Source organism: Curtobacterium sp. MCLR17_032 (assembly GCF_003234795.2).
Classification (GTDB): domain Bacteria; phylum Actinomycetota; class Actinomycetes; order Actinomycetales; family Microbacteriaceae; genus Curtobacterium.
The window spans coordinates 3,458,055-3,476,554 of sequence record NZ_CP126268.1 but is presented as its reverse complement, the minus strand read 5'-3'; the positions used below and the strand labels follow the sequence as shown (position 1 = coordinate 3,476,554).

The 18,500-nt window shown below is 72.8% G+C and carries 18 protein-coding genes; 15 read left to right on the top strand and 3 right to left on the bottom strand.

Annotated elements, in window-relative coordinates; genetic code table 11:
- Window positions 1-56: 56 nt before the first annotated feature.
- Entirely contained in the window at window positions 57-476 is a 420-nt protein-coding gene (locus DEI97_RS16505) for a VOC family protein (RefSeq protein ID WP_111074020.1), read from the bottom strand.
- Window positions 477-574: 98 nt separating this feature from the next.
- Here DEI97_RS16505 and DEI97_RS16500 point away from each other — a divergent pair, with 98 nt between their 5' ends.
- The 8 genes from DEI97_RS16500 (at window position 575) to DEI97_RS16465 (ending at window position 10,355) form a co-directional block, all read left to right on the top strand.
- A complete protein-coding gene (locus DEI97_RS16500) occupies window positions 575-1,552 on the top strand; it encodes a helix-turn-helix transcriptional regulator (protein WP_111074019.1) in 978 nt (325 codons plus the stop codon).
- A gap of 233 nt (window positions 1,553-1,785) precedes the next feature.
- Window positions 1,786-1,875, top strand: coding sequence for a potassium-transporting ATPase subunit F (locus DEI97_RS16495; RefSeq protein WP_111074018.1), 90 nt, complete (start codon window positions 1,786-1,788; stop codon window positions 1,873-1,875).
- Window positions 1,875-3,557 (top strand): potassium-transporting ATPase subunit KdpA, encoded by a 1,683-nt coding sequence (gene kdpA / locus DEI97_RS16490; protein WP_111074017.1) that lies wholly within the window; start codon window positions 1,875-1,877, stop codon window positions 3,555-3,557. Before DEI97_RS16495 ends, kdpA begins: the two co-directional genes overlap by 1 nt.
- Window positions 3,557-5,698 (top strand): potassium-transporting ATPase subunit KdpB, encoded by a 2,142-nt coding sequence (kdpB, locus tag DEI97_RS16485; protein ID WP_111074016.1) that lies wholly within the window; start codon window positions 3,557-3,559, stop codon window positions 5,696-5,698. Before kdpA ends, kdpB begins: the two co-directional genes overlap by 1 nt.
- A 2-nt stretch (window positions 5,699-5,700) precedes the next feature.
- Complete coding sequence (gene kdpC, locus DEI97_RS16480) at window positions 5,701-6,306, top strand: potassium-transporting ATPase subunit KdpC (protein ID WP_111074015.1); 606 nt, start codon at window positions 5,701-5,703, stop codon at window positions 6,304-6,306.
- A gap of 123 nt (window positions 6,307-6,429) precedes the next feature.
- A complete protein-coding gene (locus DEI97_RS16475; protein WP_111074014.1) occupies window positions 6,430-8,922 on the top strand; it encodes an ATP-binding protein in 2,493 nt (830 codons plus the stop codon).
- The gene (locus tag DEI97_RS16470) at window positions 8,919-9,608 is read left to right on the top strand and encodes a response regulator (protein ID WP_111074013.1); all 690 of its coding nucleotides are present in this window, start codon (window positions 8,919-8,921) and stop codon (window positions 9,606-9,608) included. Before DEI97_RS16475 ends, DEI97_RS16470 begins: the two co-directional genes overlap by 4 nt.
- Window positions 9,609-9,869: 261 nt before the next feature.
- On the top strand, window positions 9,870-10,355 hold the full coding sequence (locus DEI97_RS16465) for a helix-turn-helix domain-containing protein (RefSeq protein WP_258376640.1): 486 nt from the start codon (window positions 9,870-9,872) through the stop codon (window positions 10,353-10,355).
- A gap of 41 nt (window positions 10,356-10,396) precedes the next feature.
- Here the strand turns inward: DEI97_RS16465 and DEI97_RS16460 are convergent, their stop codons facing one another.
- Entirely contained in the window at window positions 10,397-11,221 is an 825-nt protein-coding gene (locus DEI97_RS16460) for a LuxR C-terminal-related transcriptional regulator (RefSeq protein WP_111074012.1), read from the bottom strand.
- A 113-nt stretch (window positions 11,222-11,334) separates the two neighbouring features.
- Here DEI97_RS16460 and hxlB point away from each other — a divergent pair, with 113 nt between their 5' ends.
- From hxlB to DEI97_RS16425, 7 genes are all read left to right on the top strand, one after another.
- A complete protein-coding gene (gene hxlB, locus DEI97_RS16455) occupies window positions 11,335-11,907 on the top strand; it encodes a 6-phospho-3-hexuloisomerase (protein WP_111074011.1) in 573 nt (190 codons plus the stop codon).
- Between the two features lie 20 nt (window positions 11,908-11,927).
- Entirely contained in the window at window positions 11,928-12,557 is a 630-nt protein-coding gene (hxlA, locus tag DEI97_RS16450) for a 3-hexulose-6-phosphate synthase (RefSeq protein WP_111074010.1), read from the top strand.
- 180 nt (window positions 12,558-12,737) lie between these two features.
- Complete coding sequence (locus tag DEI97_RS16445; RefSeq protein WP_146248068.1) at window positions 12,738-13,205, top strand: hypothetical protein; 468 nt, start codon at window positions 12,738-12,740, stop codon at window positions 13,203-13,205.
- A 127-nt stretch (window positions 13,206-13,332) separates the two neighbouring features.
- Entirely contained in the window at window positions 13,333-14,010 is a 678-nt protein-coding gene (locus DEI97_RS16440; protein ID WP_111074008.1) for a response regulator transcription factor, read from the top strand.
- Window positions 14,003-15,379, top strand: coding sequence for a sensor histidine kinase (locus DEI97_RS16435; protein WP_111074007.1), 1,377 nt, complete (start codon window positions 14,003-14,005; stop codon window positions 15,377-15,379). Before DEI97_RS16440 ends, DEI97_RS16435 begins: the two co-directional genes overlap by 8 nt.
- Before the next feature lie 120 nt (window positions 15,380-15,499).
- Window positions 15,500-16,129, top strand: a complete 630-nt coding sequence (locus tag DEI97_RS16430; protein ID WP_111074006.1) for a PepSY domain-containing protein — start codon at window positions 15,500-15,502, stop codon at window positions 16,127-16,129.
- A 44-nt stretch (window positions 16,130-16,173) separates the two neighbouring features.
- Window positions 16,174-16,935: an alpha/beta hydrolase gene (locus DEI97_RS16425; protein ID WP_258376639.1), complete on the top strand. Its 762-nt coding sequence runs from the start codon at window positions 16,174-16,176 to the stop codon at window positions 16,933-16,935.
- A gap of 85 nt (window positions 16,936-17,020) precedes the next feature.
- Here DEI97_RS16425 and DEI97_RS16420 read toward each other — a convergent pair whose 3' ends face one another.
- Window positions 17,021-18,373, bottom strand: coding sequence for an APC family permease (locus DEI97_RS16420; RefSeq protein WP_111074198.1), 1,353 nt, complete (start codon window positions 18,371-18,373; stop codon window positions 17,021-17,023).
- Between the last annotated feature and the right edge of the window lie 127 nt (window positions 18,374-18,500).

Genomic DNA, 18,500 nt, shown 5'->3' with positions numbered 1-18,500 from the left:
TCGGCGTGTGCGTCCGCCGACGGTCCGTACCGCCCCGCTGTCCGGCTCGGGCTCGGTCAGCCCTGCTGCGCCGGCACGTCGAGGGCCCAGACGACGCCGAACCGGTCGCGGAGCTGCCCGGCGAGCGGCGACCATGCCGAGGCTCCGAGCGGCTGCCGCACCTCGGCGCCCTCCTGCAGGCCGGCCCACACCGCGCGGATCTCGTCCTCGTCCGTTCCGGACAGGTAGACGTACGCACTGTTCGTGCCCTGGTCGTAGGGCTGTCCGGGCCACACGTCGAACGCCATCACGCGGACGCCGCTCGCCGAGGACACCTGACCCCAGACGACCCGGTCCGCCCAGACCGGGTCCGCCACGGCGCCGCTCTGCCCGTACGTCACGAGGACCGGCTCGGTGCCGAGGGCCTCGCCCCAGAACGCCAGGGCCGCAGCGGCCTGTCCGTCGAAGTTCACGTGGGGCGTGGTGGTGATGGTCATGTCGACTCCTCGTCTGCGAGGACCGGTCGTCCTCGTCACGAGGAGCATCGCGGCAGATGCGGTCAGATCGTGTCCGCTCCTCCTGGCATGCTCGGGGCATGCCCACCCCGTCCTCCCGCATGCTCGCGCTGCTGTCCCTCCTGCAGGTGCGCCGCGAGTGGTCCGGGCCCGACCTGGCCGGGCGACTCGACGTCAGCCCGCGCACCGTCCGGCGGGACGTCGACCGCCTCCGCGAACTCGGCTACCGGGTCGACGCGCTGCGCGGACCCGCCGGCGGCTACCGGCTGTCCGCCGGGTCCGACCTGCCGCCGCTGCTCTTCGACGACGACCAGGCCGTCGCGATCGCCCTCGCGCTCGCCGTCGCCCCGGCGTCCGGCGCGGACATCGCCGAGGCGGCCACCCGCGCCCTGACGACGGTCCGGCAGGTGATGCCGGCCCGGCTGCGCCACCGCATCGACGCCGTCCAGGTCGTCACCACACCGGGTTCGGTCGTGGTCGACCCGGGCGTGCTGGTCGCCGTGAGCGAGGCGGTCCGCACCCGTACGGTCCTCCGCTTCGGGTACGCGCCCGCCTGGCCGCCGGGAGTGGAGGACGACCGGCCACCCCGCCGTGTCGAACCACACGCACTCCTCGCGCGGAACGGCCGCTGGTACCTGCTCGCCTGGGACACCGACGCGGGGGACTGGCGCACCTACCGGGTGGACCGGATCCTGCCGAAGGTGCCCACGGGCCTCCCGTTCGTCCCACGGGACGTCCCGGGTGGCGACCCGGCCGCGTTCGTCGCGGCCCGCTTCCGGGGCGCCGGGCCGTCCGGCGACGGGCCCGCCTGGCCGTGCGTCGGTACCGCCGTGCTGCAGGTGGACGCGCGCACGATCGCGCCGTACCTCACCGAGGACGCCGTCCTGGAGGCCCTCCCCGACCACAGCTGTCGTCTCACCGCCGGCTCGTGGTCGTGGCCAGCCCTCGCGGCGCTGTTCGCCGGCTTCGACGCCGACTTCGTCGTCACCGGCCCCGATGCCCTGCGGGACGCGGTGCAGCAGGTGGCCGACCGTCTCCGGTCCGCCGCTCCGGAGTGAGCCGTTAGGGCGGTGCACGCGTCAACCACGGGGCCGTGAGGGAACCGTTAGGACCGTCGGTCGCGACCCCGACCGGAGCCACCATCGGACTGCACCACAACCGGTGCGGTCCACGGCAGCTGCCGCGGGCACCTCGATCTCCAGGAGTCCCACGTGTTCGACGTCTTCGTCGTCGCCGGTGTCCTCGCCGTGTTCGGCGTGGTGGCACTGATCGCCAAGGGGGTGGAGCGGCTGTGATCGCCATCACCATCGCCGCCGCCGTCCTCGGCCTCGCCGCTGTCGTGTACCTCGTCTGGGCGCTCGTCCGCCCCGAGAAGTTCTGATGGGCGCCGCGCAGACCTGGGCCGGCATCGCCCAGGTCGCCCTCCTCGTGCTGCTCCTCGTCGTGGCCCACCGGCCGCTCGGCGACTGGATGGCCCGCGTCTTCACGAGCACCCACCACGGTCGCATCGAGCGTGGGGTCTACCGCCTGATCGGTGTCGACCCCGACGCCGAGCAGTCGTGGGCCGCGTACCTCCGCGGCGTGCTGCTCTTCAGCGTCGCCGGACTGCTGCTCGTCTACCTGCTCCAGCGCATCCAGGTGGTGCTGCCGGGTGACCTCGGCCTGCCCGCCGTCGGCCCCGCGCTCGCGTTCAACACCGCGGCGTCGTTCGTCGCGAACACGAACTGGCAGTCGTACTCGCCCGAGGCCACCGTCGGGTACACCGTGCAGATGGCCGGCCTGGCGGTGCAGAACTTCCTGTCCGCTGCCGTCGGTCTCGCCGTCGCCGTCGCCCTGGTCCGCGGGTTCGCCCGTCGGAAGTCCGGCACGCTCGGCAACGTGTGGGTCGACGTGGTCCGCGGCACCGGGCGTCTGCTCCTGCCGCTGGCGTTCGTCTCCGCACTCGTGCTCGTCGCGGGCGGCATCATCCAGTCGTGGGGCGCCGGCACCGACGTCAGCACACTGGCCGGTGGCACGCAGCACATCCCGCACGGCTTCGTCGCCTCGCAGGAGGCCATCAAGGAGCTCGGGACGAACGGCGGCGGGTACTTCAACGCCAACTCCGCCCACCCGTTCGAGAACCCGCAGGCCTGGACGAGTCTCTTCGAGGTCTTCCTCATGCTCGTCATCCCGTTCTCGCTGCCCCGCACCTTCGGCAAGATGGTCGGCGACACCCGTCAGGGCACCGCGATCGTCTCCGTGATGAGCGGCATCTTCCTGGTGTCCCTGGCCGCGATGTCGATCGCCGAACTCGCCGGTGGCGGATCCGCGACGCACGCCGCCGGAGCCGCGATGGAGGGCAAGGAGGTCCGCTTCGGCATCCTCGGCTCGACGCTCTTCGCCACCGCGACGACCTCGACGTCCACCGGTGCCGTCAACGCCATGCACGACAGCTTCACCCCGCTCGGCGGCATGATGGCGCTGATCAACATGATGCTCGGCGAGGTCACCCCCGGCGGTGTCGGGTCCGGCCTGTACGGCATGCTCGTGCTCGCCGTCATCACGGTCTTCATCGGTGGGCTGCTCGTCGGCCGCACGCCGGAGTACCTCGGCAAGAAGATCCGCGCCAAGGAGATGACCTACGCCGCGCTGTACATCCTGGTCACCCCGACCGTGGTGCTCACCGGCACGGCCCTGTCGCTCCTGATCCCCGGCGTCCGGGAGCAGGTGCTCGGCACGTCGCTCTTCAACCCGGGCAACCACGGCCTGTCCGAACTGCTCTACGCGTTCACCAGCGCCGGCAACAACAACGGCTCGGCGTTCGGCGGTCTGACCGCGAACACGACGTGGATGAACTCCGCGCTCGGCGTCGCGATGCTGCTCGGCCGCTTCGTGCCGATGGTGTTCGTCCTGGCGCTCGCCGGGTCGCTGGCCAAGCAGGACAAGGTGCCGGCGACCGTCGGCACGCTGCCCACGCACCGGCCGCTGTTCATCGTGCTCCTGGGCGGCGTCGCCGTCATCGTCACCGCACTCACGTACTTCCCGGTGCTCGCACTGGGCCCGCTCGCAGAAGGACTGTCCTGATGACCACCCTGACTCCCGAGACGGAGCAGCACACCGCTGAGCAGCCGGGCCGACGCTCGTCGGCCTTCGGACCCCGCCAACTGGCGGCGGGCCTCCCGGGTGCGTTCCGCAAGCTGGACCCCCGGCTGATGTGGAAGAACCCGGTGATGTTCATCGTCGAGGTGGGGGCCGCCCTGACGACGGTCACCGCCGTCGTCGAGCCCTTCACCCGGTCGGGAGGCGCGGCCGACTCCGGCGCGCCCGTCCCGTCCTCCTTCACCATCGCGATCGCCGTCTGGCTCTGGCTGACGGTCGTCTTCGCGAACCTGGCCGAGTCCGTCGCCGAGGGGCGCGGCAAGGCGCAGGCCGAGACGCTCCGCAAGACCCGTTCGACGACCAGCGCCCGCCGCGTCGTCGGCTACTCTGCGTCCGACCCGGCCGCACTGTCCACCGCCACGGAGGACGTCGCCTCGGTCGACCTGGCGAAGGGCGACCTGGTGGTCGTCGTCGCCGGCGAGGTGGTCCCCGGTGACGGAGACGTCGTCGACGGCATCGCCTCGGTCGACGAGTCCGCCGTCACGGGTGAGTCCGCCCCGGTGATCCGCGAGTCCGGCGGCGACCGCAGTGCCGTGACCGGCGGTACCCGGGTGCTGTCCGACCGGATCGTGGTGCGCATCACCTCGACCCCTGGCGAGACCTTCATCGACCGGATGATCCGCCTGGTCGAGGGCGCCGCCCGCCAGAAGACGCCGAACGAGATCGCGCTGAACATCCTGCTCGCGTCGCTGTCGATCGTCTTCGTGATCGTCTGCCTCACCATGCAGCCGATCGCCGGGCTCGTCGGCTCGACGGTCAGCATCACGGTGCTCATCGCGCTGCTCGTCTGCCTCATCCCGACCACCATCGGGGCGCTGCTCTCCGCGATCGGCATCGCCGGCATGGACCGGCTCGTGCAGCACAACGTCCTGGCGATGTCCGGCCGTGCGGTCGAGGCCGCCGGTGACATCACCACGCTGCTCCTCGACAAGACCGGCACCATCACGTACGGCAACCGCCGCGCCTCCCGGGTCGTCCCGGTGCCGGGCGTGACCGAGCCGGAGCTGATGGCCGCCGCGGCGCTCTCGAGTGCCGCGGACGGGACGCCCGAGGGCCGCTCGATCGTGGACCTGGCGCTCGCTGCCGGGGTCTCCACGCCCCTCCCGGCCGGCGGGGTCGAGGTGCCGTTCACGGCGCAGACCCGGATGTCCGGCGTCGACCTGCCCGAAGGGTCCTCGGTCCGGAAGGGTGCTGCTGCGGCAGTGCTCGCCTGGGCGGACACCCGCGACGCCGGTGTCACCGCGGCGATCGACGCAACCGTCGCGGAGATCTCCGACCAGGGCGGCACGCCGCTCGTCGTCGGCCGTCGTGACGCTGCCGGCACCGTCCAGCTGCTCGGCGTCGTGCACCTCAAGGACGTCGTCAAGGACGGCCTGGCCGAGCGGTTCACCGAACTGCGCAGCATGGGCATCCGCACCGTGATGATCACCGGCGACAACCCGCGCACCGCCAAGGCCATCGCGGCCGAGGCCGGCGTCGACGACTACCTCGCCGAGGCCACCCCGGAGGACAAGCTCGCGCTGATCCGCCGCGAGCAGGAGGGCGGCAACCTCGTCGCCATGACCGGTGACGGCACGAACGACGCCCCGGCCCTGGCGCAGGCGGACGTCGGCGTGGCGATGAACACCGGGACGACCGCGGCCAAGGAGGCCGGCAACATGGTCGACCTGGACTCGGACCCGACGAAGCTCATCGACGTCGTCCGGATCGGCAAGCAGCTGCTCATCACCCGCGGTGCGCTCACCACGTTCTCGATCGCCAACGACATCGCCAAGTACTTCGCCATCATCCCGGCGATGTTCCAGGCGACGTTCCCCGGCCTCGGCGCGCTGAACATCATGCACCTGCACTCTCCGGCGTCGGCGATCCTGTCGGCGATCGTGTTCAACGCGCTCGTCATCGTGGCGCTCATCCCGCTGTCCCTGCGTGGCGTCAAGTACCGCGCAGCCTCGGCGTCGTCGATCCTCGGCCGCAACCTGCTCGTCTACGGGCTCGGCGGCGTCATCGTCCCCTTCATCGGCATCAAGTTGATCGACCTCGTCGTCGGTCTCATCCCGGGGTTCTAGTCATGGCTTCCTCTTCTCGCTCCTTCCTCCGCTCCACCGGTGTGGCCGTGCGCCTCACCCTCCTCGCCACCGTCGTCCTCGGCGTCGGCTACCCGCTCGCCGTCTGGGGTGTCGGCCAGGCCGCCTTCCACGACCAGGCGAACGGCTCGATGGTCACCGACTCCTCCGGCACCACCGTGGGCTCGTCGTTGATCGGGCAGTCGTTCACCGGCAAGGACGCGGCCCGCTGGTTCCAGTCCCGCCCCTCGGCCGCCGGCGAGCACGGGTACGACGCGAACGCCTCGTCCGGGTCGAACCTCGGCCCGTCGAACCCCGACCTGACCAAGGCGATCGAGGAACGTCGTGCCGCGATCGCGAAGGCCGACGGCGTGCCCGCGTCCGAGGTCCCGGCGGACGCGCTGACGGCTTCCGGCTCCGGGCTCGACCCGGACATCAGCCCCGAGTACGCCCGCCTGCAGATCGCCCGTGTGGCCTCGGCCCGCGGTGTCTCCGAGGCCCGGGTCCGTGCCCTGGTCGACGAGCACACCGAGTCCCGGCAGCTCGGGTTCCTCGGCGGCCCGGCGGTCAACGTCCTCGAGCTGAACCTGGCGCTGGCGAAGCTCGGCTGACCCCGGTGTCGATCGGACCCGCACAACCAGAACCCGTACGAACCACGGGCAACCGCGGTTCGAGCTGGATGCGGTTGTGCGGGTCCGGTTCGCGCCGGGCCCCGAGCAGGAGAGGATGAGCGCGTGAAGCGAGGGAAGCTGCGGGTGCTGCTCGGTGCGGCCCCCGGCGTGGGCAAGACCTACACGATGCTCGAAGAGGGCCGCCGGATGGCCGACCACGGCCGCGACGTGGTCATCGCCGTCGTCGAGACCCACGGCCGCGCCGCCACCGCCGCCCTCGTCGACGGGCTCGAGGTCGTCCCCCGTCGCACGGTCGAACACCGCGGGGTCGAACTCGACGACATGGACCTCGACGCCGTCCTGGCCCGCCGACCCGAGGTCGCCCTGGTCGACGAACTCGCGCACTCGAACGCCCCCGGCAGCCCGCACGAGAAGCGCTGGCAGGACGTCGAAGCACTGCGTGCCGCCGGCATCGACGTCATCTCGACGGTGAACGTCCAGCACATGCAGTCCCTCGGCGACGTCGTCCGCGAGATCACCGGCACCGTCCAACGCGAGACCGTCCCCGACGCCGTCGTCCGCGCCGCCGACCAGATCGAGGTCGTCGACCTCTCCCCGCAGGCCCTCCGCGACCGACTGTCCGACGGACTCGTGTACCCGGCCGCCCGGATCGACGCGGCCCTGTCGAACTACTTCCGCCTCGGCAACCTCACCGCCCTCCGCGAGATCGCCCTGCTCTGGCTGGCCGACGAGGTCGACGACGCGCTCAAGCGCTACCGCGCCGAACACGGCATCGCGAACCGGTGGGAGACCCGGGAGCGCGTCCTGGTCGCCCTGACCGGCGGCCCCGAGGGCGAGACCCTGCTCCGCCGCGGGGCCCGCATCGCCGCCCGCTCGGCCGGCGGAGAGCTCGCCGCCGTGCACGTCACCACCAACGACGGCCTGCGCGAACGGCACCCGGGCGCCCTCGGCAAGCAGCGCGCCCTGCTCGAACAGCTCGGCGGCACCTACCACCAGGTCGTCGGCGACGACGTGCCCACCACCCTGGTCCGGTTCGCCCGGTCGGTCGACGCGACCCAGATCGTGATGGGCATCAGCCGTCGCAGCCGACTCGCCGCCGCCCTCACCGGGCCGGGCATCGGCAGCACCGTCATCCGCGAGTCCGGGGACATCGACGTGCACGTCGTCACCCACGAGCGCGCGGGCGGCGGCTTCGCGCTGCCGAAGCTCGGCGGCAGCCTGTCCCGCTCCCGGACCGTGGCGGCGTTCCTGCTCGCCCTGGTCGCCGGCCCGGTCCTGACCTGGCTCCTCAGCCTGACCGACGACCCCGACTCGATCACCGTCGACGTGCTCGCCTACCAGCTGCTCGTGCTCGTCGTCGCGCTGATCGGCGGCATGCTGCCCGCCGTGTTCGCCGCCGTCCTGTCCGGGCTGAGTCTCGACTTCTTCTTCGTCCGACCCCTGCACCAGGTCACCGTCCAGCAGCCCTGGCACCTGTTCGCCCTCGTCATGTACGTCGTCAGCGCGGTGCTCGTCAGCTTCGTCGTCGACCGCTCCGCCCGACGCTCCCGCACCGCACGCCGGGCCGCCGCCGAGTCCGGGCTCCTCGTCGGGATCGCCGGCAGCGTCCTCCGCGGGGACGACGCCCTCCAGGCCCTCGTCGAGCGCACCCGCGAGGCCTTCGGCTTCGCCGGGGTCCGGGTCCGCCAGGGCGACGAGGTGCCGGCCACGTCGGGGACGTTCGGCGACGAGCCGGACGCGGCCACGACCCTCCCGTCCGGTGCCGTCCTGGAGTTCGCCGGCGCGCCCGACGACCCCACCCAGCGGCGGCTGCTGCGCGTCGTCGAGCAGCAGCTCGACGCCGCCCTGGAACACCGCGCCCTCACCCGCACCGCCGTCGACGCGGAACGCATCGCCGCCGTCGACCGGGTGCGGAGCGCCATCCTGGCGGCCGTCAGCCACGACGTGCGCCGGCCGATCGCCGCCGCCAGCGCCGCCGTCCAGTCCCTCCGCGCAAGGGATGTGCGGTTGGGCGAGGCCGACCGGGAGGCGCTCCTCGCGACCGCCGACGAGAGCCTCCGTCAGCTGGCGGTCCTGTTGGCCGACCTGCTCGACGTCAGCCGTGTACAGGCCGGAGTGCTCGCCGCCGCCCCCGTCCCCACGGCACTCGACACGGTCGTCGCGCCCGCACTCGACGAACTCGAACTCGGCCCGGAGGACGTCGACCTCGACCTGCCCGCCGAACTGCCGCCGGTCCTCGCCGACCCGGTACTGCTGCAGCGCGTCGTCGTGAACCTGCTCGCCAACGCCGTCCGCTACTCACCCGACGGCGAGCGCGTCCGGATCGCGGCGAGCGCCTTCGCCGGCAGGGTCGAACTCCGCGTCGCGGACCGCGGCCCCGGGATCCCCGAGGACCGCCGCGAAGACGTGTTCCAGCCGTTCCAGCGGCTCGGGGACACGGACAACGAGACCGGACTCGGACTCGGCCTGGCGCTCGCGCGCGGGTTCACCGAGGGCATGGGCGGCACGATCGAGGTCGACGACACCCCCGGCGGTGGGCTCACCGTCGTGGTGCGGCTGCCGATCGCGGGACACCTGGGAGTGGTGGGCAGATGAAGGTCCTGATCGTGGACGACGACGTGCAGCTGGTGCGGGCGCTCGCCGTGACGCTCGGTGCCCGGGGCTACGACGTCGTCACCGCCCGCGACGGTCGGGCCGCCATCGACGCCGTGATCACCGAGCGGCCGGACATCGTGCTGCTCGACCTCGGCATGCCCCGGCTGGACGGCATCGGGGTGCTCGAGGGCATCCGCGGGTGGTCGCAGGTGCCGGTGCTGGTGCTGTCCGGGCGCACCGACTCGAGCGACAAGGTGGACGCCCTGGACGCCGGCGCGGACGACTACGTGACGAAGCCGTTCCAGATGGACGAGCTCCTGGCACGGCTGCGGGCCCTGGGTCGGCGACGGGCACCGGCGGGCGGGGCCGAGGCCGCGCCGACCATCCGCATCGGGGCGCTCGTGGTGGACCTCGTCGCGAAGCAGGTCACCGCGCCCGACGGACCCGCGATCCGGCTGACCCCGACCGAGTGGCGGCTGCTCGAGGTCCTCGTGACGAACCCCGACCGGCTGTTGACGCGCGAGATGCTCCTCACCGAGGTGTGGGGTCCGACGCACGGCACCGACTCCGGGTACCTGCGGCTGTACATGGCGCAGCTGCGGCGGAAGCTCGAGCCGGAGCCGTCGCACCCGCGGTTCCTGGTCACCGAGGCGGGGATGGGCTACCGGTTCGCGCCGGCCGGCTGATCCGTCGCTGCGGCGCGGTACCGTGCCGTGTCGCGCGGTGCCGTGTCCCGTGGCGCCGATCGGACCCGCACAACCGTGTCCCGCTCGCGCCGCGGCATCCCCTGGTTCGAGCGGGATGCTGTTGGGCGGCGACGTCCGGCGACCGTCCGGAACGGGTGATGCGGCGCTGTCGGGAGGCTGTCGGGTCGCTGTCGTGCAGGTGGCGGGTCCCTGTCGTGGTGCGGATCGGCGCCGTTGCCTAGCGTTGGCCCCCTGAACGACGTGCGGATCACGGAGCTGCGACGACTGCGCGGCTGGACCCAGGAACGACTGGCCGAGGAGAGTGGCATCGCGGTGCGGACGATCCAGCGGGTCGAGGGTGGGAAGGACGCCAGCCTCGAGTCGCTGTCCTCGATCGCCCGGGCCCTCGAGGTGCCGGTGCGCGAGCTGTTCGCCGCCGACGGCGTCACCCTGCTGAAACCCGACGTGCAGGGGCTCGACGACCGGACGGCGGCGGACCAGGACCGGCGGGACGCCTTCAGCCGCAGCTGGCGGTACCTCTACTCGGGCGTCGGCATCGTCCTGGCGTTCCTGACGATCGCGCTCATCGCCAGCCGGGTCTGGCCGGGCGTCACGATCCTGCTGCTCGGTGCCTACTGGGTGGTCGGGTCCCTCGTCGGACGGTTCCTCATGACGACGGTCATCGACCCCTGGCTCGACCGCCGCTACCCGCTGTCCCGGTCGCGTCGGTCGGTGGCATCTTCCTGATCCGCCGACCGCCGAGCCGCCGCGGACCACGCGCCCGCCGCTCAGCCGGCGTGCGCGTGCGCCGCGAGCTCCGCCCGGGTCCGGGCACCGTGCTTCCGGAGCAGGTTCGCCACGTGGTACTTCACCGTGTTCACGGTGATGCCGAGGCCGTCCGCGATCTCCCGGTTCCCGACCCCGGTCGCCACGAGCCGCAGCACGTCGACTTCGCGGGGCGTCAGGTCGGAGTCCTCGGGGGCCGGGGCGGAGGCGACGGGCGGGTCCAGCGGCACGGTCACGTCGATCACGGATCCCCACCCGGGCGTCGAGTCGACCCGCATCTGCCCGGCCAGCGCCGCGACCCGTTCGGCGATCGGCCGCATCGCGTCGTCCTGCACGTCGTGCGTCCCGGCGCCGTCGTCGCGGAGCTGCATGAGCAGGTTCCGGCCGTCGCAGTCCCACTGGATGCGGACCCGGTTCGCCCGGCCCTCGTCCACGAGGGTGAGCACCGCCGTCCGCACCACCGCCCGGGCAGCGTGGGCGACGTCGCCGGGCAGGGCGCGACCGTTCGCAGGCGGCTCGACGAACTGCACGTCCAGGTCACCGAACCGGACCAGGGGGCGCAGGTCGGCCCGGAGGCGCGAGAACGCCCCGGCCACCGGCTCGAGCAGGACCTCGCGCTGCCGGTCCGTCGACGTCCGCAGGTCCACGAGTGCCGCCGAGGCGATCTCGACCGCCTCGGCCCGGGCGGCGGCGTCGCCCACCCGGGGGGAGCGGAGCACCGCCAGCACGGACTCGAGCGTGAGCGTGTGCCGGTCGGCCTGGTCGGCGAGGAGGCGAGCATGCTCGGCGGGGGTGATCCGGGCCTCCCGGCCGGGCTGCGTGTCCATCTGGACGAACCTACCCGCCCTGCCCGTCCGCGGACGGGGAGCCGTCCGAACGGGTGGGACGCCCGCCGTGTCGGGTAGCGGCACCCGCAGGTGCGGGGGAGCACTGTTGTTGCATGACCACACACACGCTCGCTGCCGCGCTCGACCTCGTCAGCCACGAACTCGACGACCTCGTCGACGGCGTGGCCGAGGGCGACCAGGCCGCCGCCGACCGGGCGCTCGACTTGCTCGACGGCGCCGAGCGCGTGTTCGTGCACGGCGCCGGACGCTCCGGGCTCGCGCTGCAGATGACCGCGATGCGGCTGATGCACCTCGGGCTCGACGTCCACGTCGTCGGCGAGGTCACGACCCCCGCGATCGAGTCCGGCGACGTCCTGCTCACCGCGAGCGGGTCCGGCACCACCGGCAGCATCGTGCAGGCCGCACGGACCGCCGTGGACGTCGGCGCACAGGTCGTCGCCGTGTCCACGACCGCGTCGTCGCCGCTCGCCGAACTGGCCGAGGTCACCCTCGTGCTGCCGGCCGCGACGAAGACCGACCGCTCCGGCACCGCCTCGGCCCAGTACGCCGGCGGCCTCTTCGAGCAGGGCGTCGTCCTGCTCGGTGACGCACTGTTCCACGCGCTGTGGCAGCGCAGCGGACACTCCGCCGACGACCTCTGGCCGCGGCACGCCAACCTCGAATGACCCCTTCGGAAGGAACCACCATGCAGCTCCAGTTCGCCATCGACACCCTCTCCACCGACACCGCCCTCGAACTCGCCGCCGCGGCAGCCCCGCACGTCGACATCCTCGAGCTCGGCACCCCGCTCGTGAAGAGCGCCGGCGTCGCCGCCATCACGGCGATGAAGGAAGCCCACCCGGACAAGATCGTGTTCGCCGACCTCAAGACGATGGACGCCGGTGAGCTCGAGGCCGACATGGCGTTCCAGGCCGGTGCCGACCTCGTCACCGTGCTCGGCGTCGCCGGGGACAGCACCATCGTCGGTGCCGTCAAGGCCGCGAAGAAGCACGGCAAGGGCATCGTCGTCGACCTGATCGGCGTCCCCGACAAGGCCGCCCGTGCCCGCGAGGTCACCGAGCTCGGCGTCGAGTTCGTCGAGGTGCACGCCGGCCTCGACGAGCAGGCCGAAGAGGGCTTCACCTTCGACACGCTGCTCGAGGAGGGCAAGGCCTCGGGCGTGCCGTTCTCGATCGCCGGTGGCGTGAAGGCGTCCTCCGTCGCTTCCGTCAAGGCCGCGGGTGCCCGTGTCGCCGTCGCCGGCAGCGCGATCTACAGCGCCTCGGACGTCGGCGCTGCCGCCGCCGAGATCCGCGCCGCGATCGACGCCGCGTAGTCCTTCCGCAAAACGCAACGTGGGCGGTTCCACGCAGCGGTACTCCGTTGCGTGGGGCCGCCCGCGTTGCGTTCCGCGGGGAGCCCGGCCGGGAGGCACGTGGCCGGCTCCGTCTTCCGGCTGACCCGGCACCACCGTTCGGCCGATGTCACCGTCCCCCGCGCTGCCTAGCGTGGAGCCATGACTTCGGGGTGGGACGCGTGGGGGCAGGACGACGATTGGGAACGGTGGACGGCCAGGCCGCCACGGGCCGAGCGCGAGCCGAGGGAGCGGGTCGAACGCCCGTCCCGGGAGCGGGCACGGACGCTGGCCGTCGTGACGAGCGTCGGGGTACTGCTCTGGTGTGCTGGACTGCTCGCGATCGTCGAGCGCGCCGGAGCCTGGGGTGTCCCGCTCGGCGGCGTGGCACCGAGCAACATCGACGGGGCATCACCGGACCAGATGGACCACGTCCGAGCGGCGTGGGGCATGCTCCAGCTGACGACGCTGCCGGTCATGGTGGTCCTGTCCGCCACGGCGGTGTGGACGGCCCGCCGACGTCGGATGCGGTGGAGTCCCGCGGTGGCCCTGGTCCTCAGCGGCGTCGGCGTGCTGGTCGGCCTCGGGCTCGTCATGCAGGGCATCCAGACCTGGGTGCTCAGTCGCTGAAGGCCTCGCAAGACGCAACGTGGGCGTCTCCACGCAGCGGTACTCCGTTGCGTGGGGCCGCCCACGTTGCGTTCCGCGGGGGAGCCGGCTTCAGCGGCGGTTCAGGCCGCCCGGCCATGCTCGGACGATGCGCGTGCTGGTGGTCGACGACGAGGTCCGGCTCGCCGAGGGCATCCGGAACGGACTGCAGGCCGAGGGCTTCGCCGTCGACGTCGCCCACGACGGGGTCGACGGCCTCTGGTACGCCCGCGAGAACCCCTACGACGCCATCGTCCTCGACCTGATGATGCCCGGCATGAGCGGCTGGAAGGTCTGCGAGACCCTCCGCACCGAGCAGGACTGGACCCCGGTGCTCATGCTCACCGCCAAGGACGGCGAGTGGGACCAGGTCGACGCCCTCGACGCCGGCGCCGACGACTACGTGACGAAGCCGTTCTCGTTCCCGGTGCTGGTCGCGCGTCTCCGTGCGCTCGTCCGGCGCGGGTCCCGGGAACGGCCCACGGTCCTCCAGGCCGGTGACCTGCGCCTGGACCCGGCGGCGCGACGGGTGTGGCGGGGCGAGGTCCTGCTCGACCTGACCAGCCGGGAGTTCACGGTCCTCGAGTACCTGATGCGCCATCCCGGGCAGGTGCTGTCGAAGCGCGACGTCATCGCGAACGTCTGGGACGACGACTTCACCGGTGACCCGAACATCGTCGAGGTGTACGTCGGGCACCTCCGCCGCGCGGTCGACCGCCCGTTCGGCCGGAACACCATCGAGACCGTCCGCGGGGCCGGGTACCGCCTCGACGCCGACGGTGGCTGAGCGCACCGCCCGGTCGCGTCGGCCTGCGTCGATCCGCGCACGCGCGACGGGAGGCGCGGCCCTCGTCGTCCTCGTCGCCCTGGCCATCGGGGCGGTCGCCTTCGTCGGGGTCCTCCGCACCTCGCTCACCGACGGCGTGCGGACCGCCGCCGAGCAGACCCTCGACGGCCTGAGTACCCGGGTGGAGGCCGACGGCGCACCCGCAGTGGAGGCGGAGGACGACGACGTGCTCGCCCAACTGCAGGACGGCGACGGCCGGGTGCTCGCCCGCGCCGACGACAGCCCGTCCCGGCCGCTCGACACCGCCGAGGAGTCCCGCTCCCGGCACGACGGCGAGCGGTGGCTGCTCGTCGCCGACGACGTCGACCTGCCGGACGGCGGGGAGGGCACCCTGGTCGTCGGCACACCCCTGGAGGACGCCGACGCCGCCGTCCGGACCGTCACCGTCCTGCTGGTGGTGGCGGTGCCCGTTGTGGTGGCACTGATGTCGCTCGTCACGTGGTTCGTCGTCGGCCGGGCACTGCGCCCCGTGGACCGGATGCGCCGCGAGGTCGACGCGGTCGAGGGCGCGAACCTGCACGCCCGCGTCGACGAGCCGGGCTCGGGCGACGAGGTCGACCGGCTCGCCACGACCATGAACCGGATGCTCGGGCGGCTCGAGGCGTCGCAGCAGGCGCAGCGGCAGTTCGTCTCTGACGCCTCGCACGAGCTGCGCTCCCCGCTCGCGACGATCCGGCAGCACGCCGAGGTCGCCCGTGCGCACCCGGAGGTCACCGGCACGGCGGACCTCGCGGACGTCGTCCTCGACGAGGGTGCTCGGCTGCAGGAGCTCGTGGAGTCGCTGCTCCTGCTCACCCGTGTCGACGAACGCGGCCGCGACCGCGACCGGGCGGTGGACCTCGACGACCTCGTGTTCACCGAGGCATCCCGACCCCGTTCCGTCCGCGGGACGGACGGAGCGGCCGTGCGTTCGGACGGCCGCGCGGCCGTCCGGGTGGACGTCTCCGGCGTGACCCCGGCCCGGGTCCGCGGCGACGACCGGTTGCTCGGTCGGGTGGTGCGGAACCTCGTCGACAACGCGGTCCGGCACGCCGAGCGGACGGTCGTCGTGGGGCTCGGGACGGCGGACGGCAGCGCGGTGCTCACCATGGACGACGACGGGCACGGTGTCCCCGAAGCCGACCGGTCCCGCGTGTTCGAACGGTTCGTCCGGCTGGACGAGGGACGGGCGCGGGACTCCGGCGGCTCCGGGCTGGGGCTCGCGATCGTCGACGCCGTCGTCCGGGGGCACGGCGGCACGATCGTGGTGTCGGCAGCGCCCGGCGGGGGAGCACGGTTCACGGTGCGGCTGCCGCTCCTGCGCGACTGAACGAGCGGGCGCGGGCGCAGGCAGGCGCAGCCAGGGGCACAGGCGCAGGCCCGACCGGCACCAGGCGTCGCCCCAGGTCGCTTCAGGTCTGCTTCAGTGCCCGTTGCCCAGGGTGGTCCCATGCAGACCACGACGAAGACCACCGCCCGCCGCATCGCCCTCCTCACCGCACTCCCGCTCGTCGGGGCCCTGGCGCTCACCGGCTGCTCGTCGGACGACGACGACCGCGACGACGTGGCCGCACCGGCAGCGCCCGCAGCGTCCGCGCCGTCGGTCGCGTCGGACGGCAGCAGCAGCGCCGCCGCCACCGCCGGCAACGACGCCCTCCCGACCGCCGCCGCGACCGCCCGGAAGGCCGTCGGCTCCGGCACCGTGACCGCGATCGAGCAGGAGGCCGGCGGCACCTCGTGGGAGGTCCTCGTCGTCACCGCCGACGGCCGTGAGCAGGAGGTCCACGTCGACGCCGACGGCCGGCGCACCACGGCCGGCCCGACGAAGGAGACCTCGGACGCGGACGACGTCGCCGAGGCGAAGCGGTTCGTCGGTGCCGCCGACCTGTCCGTCGCCCAGGCGGCCTCCGCCCTGACGAAGGCCGTCTCCGGCACCGTGACCGAACTCGGCCTCGACGACCACGCCGGCGCGGTCGTCTGGGAGGGCGACGTCCTCGACGCGTCCGGCACGAAGCACAGCATCCGCATCGACGCCGGCAGCGGCGAGGTCGTCACGAACACGGTCGACACCGACGACTGACCCCAGCGTCGTGCGGGTCAGGCGGTGGCAGTAGCGTCGGCGGCGTGAGCACCGACGGACGAACCACCCAAGCCCCCCGCCACCGCGTGCTGCGGATCGGCGGGTGGGTCCTGGCCGTCCTGCTCGTGCTGGTCCTGGTGTTCCTCGTCTGGGCGCACATCGTGATGCAGGGCACCCGCTCGGCCGCCCTCACCGTCTGGCGCGACGACCGGGTGTCCGTCCGCGACGCCGGCGACTCCGTCGTGATGACCCCGACGGGCACCCCGGACGGCGTCGGCGTCGTGTTCGTCCCCGGCGCGAAGGTCGATGCGTACGCCTACATGGCGACCTTCCGGCAGGTGGTCGCCGACGGTACGACGGTCGTGATCACGAAGCCGACCCTCAACCTGGCGTTCTTCGACACCCGGGCGCTCTCGGTCTTCCAGGCACACACCCCCGAGGTCCGCACCTGGGCCGTCGGCGGCCATTCCCTCGGCGGCGTCCGCGCCTGCCAGCTGGCCGACGGTCCCGACGTCGCCGGCCTGCTGCTGCTCGGCAGCTACTGCGCGAACGACCTGTCGGCCACCGACCTCGACGTGCTCAGCGTCTCCGGTTCACGCGACGGCCTGTCGACGCCGGACAAGGTCGCCGCTGCCCGCGACGAACTCCCGTCAGACGCCACGATGACGCAGGTCACCGGCGCGAACCATGCCGACTTCGGCGCGTACGGGGCGCAGCCGGGCGACCGGACGGCGACGATCAGCCCCGACGAGGCACGGCGGGCGATCACCGCCGCGATCGAGAGCTGGGTGCGCGACCTGCGCTGACGCGCACGGCCCGGTGCCCGACCTGGGTCACGTGGCGGACGTGGGGCGGGCCTCCAGACCGGCCGGGAGGCCCGCCCCACCCCCGTCAGGAAGCCGACGTCCCCGAGTCGGTGCGGTCGCGACCCCGCGTCGCACGGGCGACGAAGTACAGGACCACGCCGACCGCGAGCAGGACCGCCGCGTACAGCCAGACCTGCCCGCTCTGCTGGGTGAGCAGCAGGATGCAGGACGCGACCCCGAGCACGGGCACGAACGTCCACACCCGGAAGTGCTCGTGCTCCACCCGGTCCTTCCGCAGCACCAGGACCGCGACGTTCGTGCTGATGAACACGAAGAGCAGCAGCAGCACGACGGTCTCGGCGAGCGTGCCGACGTCCCCGACCAGCGTGAGCAGCATCGCGACCACGGTCGTCGCGATGATCGCCGTCCACGGGGTCTTCCGGTTCGGCAGGACCTTGCCGAGCAGCCGCGGCAGCAGGCGCTGCTCGGCCATGCCGTAGGTGACGCGGCTCGCCATGATCATGGTGAGCAGCGCGCCGTTCGCCACCGCGACCAGGGCGATGATGCTGAACACCCAGTCCGGGATCGGCACGCCGGTCGCGGCGACGACTGCGAGCAGCGGGCCGCTCGAGTCGGACAGCTCGGACGCGGGCAGGGCGATCGAGCTGGCGAGGGCGACGAGCACGTAGACGACGCCGGCGGTGGCGAGGGAGCCGAACAGGGCGCGCGGGTAGACCTTGCGGGGTTCGCGGACCTCCTCGGCGACGTTGGCGGACGTCTCGAAGCCGACGAACGAGTAGTAGGCGACGATGGCCGCGCTGAGGGTCGCGAGGGCCGGGTTCGCCTCGGCCGGGAACGCCCCGACGCGCGAGACGTCACCGCCGCCGCCACCCATCATCACCGCGACCGTGACGATCACGATGACCAGGCCGGACAGCTCGATGATCGTCATCACGACGTTGCTCCGCAGCGAGTCCGAGATGCCGCGGGCGTTGAGGCAGGCGACGAGGGCCAGGAACACGATCGCGGCCGGCACCGGCGGGACGTCGATGAACGTGCCGAGGTAGTCGCCGGCGAAGGCGAGCGACAGCCCCGCGGCACTCGTGACCCCGGCGGCGAGCATCGAGAACCCGACCAGGAACGACACCAGCGGCACCTTGTACGCGCGCTCGGCGAACACCGCCGCGCCTCCGGCCTTCGGGTACTTCGTGACGAGCTCGGCGTAGGAACCCGCGGTCAGCAGGGCCAGCAGCAGGGCGAGCAGGAGCGGTGCCCAGAGTGCCCCGCCGACGTCCTTCGACAGGGTGCCCATCAGGGTGTAGATGCCCGCCCCGAGCACGTCGCCCAGGATGAACAGGAACAGCAGGGGCCCGGTGATCGCCTGCTTCAGCTTCGATCCGGTCCCGTCCTGCGGCGGTGCTGCGGTGTCAGAGGTCATGCCCGCGAGCGTCCCGGCGCCCGGCTGGACGGCGGTCCAGATCCGCGCTCCCCGGACGGGGCGGCACACTCCCCAGCGTGGAACACGCGGCGGCGGAGCGGTCCTAGAGTTGACCCCGCAGCAAACG

What these genes read in the sequence shown, in the direction of transcription:
- DEI97_RS16505 (WP_111074020.1), bottom strand. Translation starts at nt 476, where the DNA reads ATGACCATCACCACCACGCCCCACGTGAACTTCGACGGACAGGCCGCT.
- DEI97_RS16500 (WP_111074019.1), top strand. Translation starts at nt 575, where the DNA reads ATGCCCACCCCGTCCTCCCGCATGCTCGCGCTGCTGTCCCTCCTGCAG.
- kdpA (WP_111074017.1), top strand. Translation starts at nt 1,875, where the DNA reads ATGGGCGCCGCGCAGACCTGGGCCGGCATCGCCCAGGTCGCCCTCCTC.
- kdpB (WP_111074016.1), top strand. Translation starts at nt 3,557, where the DNA reads ATGACCACCCTGACTCCCGAGACGGAGCAGCACACCGCTGAGCAGCCG.
- kdpC (WP_111074015.1), top strand. Translation starts at nt 5,701, where the DNA reads ATGGCTTCCTCTTCTCGCTCCTTCCTCCGCTCCACCGGTGTGGCCGTG.
- DEI97_RS16470 (WP_111074013.1), top strand. Translation starts at nt 8,919, where the DNA reads ATGAAGGTCCTGATCGTGGACGACGACGTGCAGCTGGTGCGGGCGCTC.
- DEI97_RS16460 (WP_111074012.1), bottom strand. Translation starts at nt 11,221, where the DNA reads ATGGACACGCAGCCCGGCCGGGAGGCCCGGATCACCCCCGCCGAGCAT.
- hxlB (WP_111074011.1), top strand. Translation starts at nt 11,335, where the DNA reads ATGACCACACACACGCTCGCTGCCGCGCTCGACCTCGTCAGCCACGAA.
- hxlA (WP_111074010.1), top strand. Translation starts at nt 11,928, where the DNA reads ATGCAGCTCCAGTTCGCCATCGACACCCTCTCCACCGACACCGCCCTC.
- DEI97_RS16445 (WP_146248068.1), top strand. Translation starts at nt 12,738, where the DNA reads ATGACTTCGGGGTGGGACGCGTGGGGGCAGGACGACGATTGGGAACGG.
- DEI97_RS16440 (WP_111074008.1), top strand. Translation starts at nt 13,333, where the DNA reads ATGCGCGTGCTGGTGGTCGACGACGAGGTCCGGCTCGCCGAGGGCATC.
- DEI97_RS16430 (WP_111074006.1), top strand. Translation starts at nt 15,500, where the DNA reads ATGCAGACCACGACGAAGACCACCGCCCGCCGCATCGCCCTCCTCACC.
- DEI97_RS16420 (WP_111074198.1), bottom strand. Translation starts at nt 18,373, where the DNA reads ATGACCTCTGACACCGCAGCACCGCCGCAGGACGGGACCGGATCGAAG.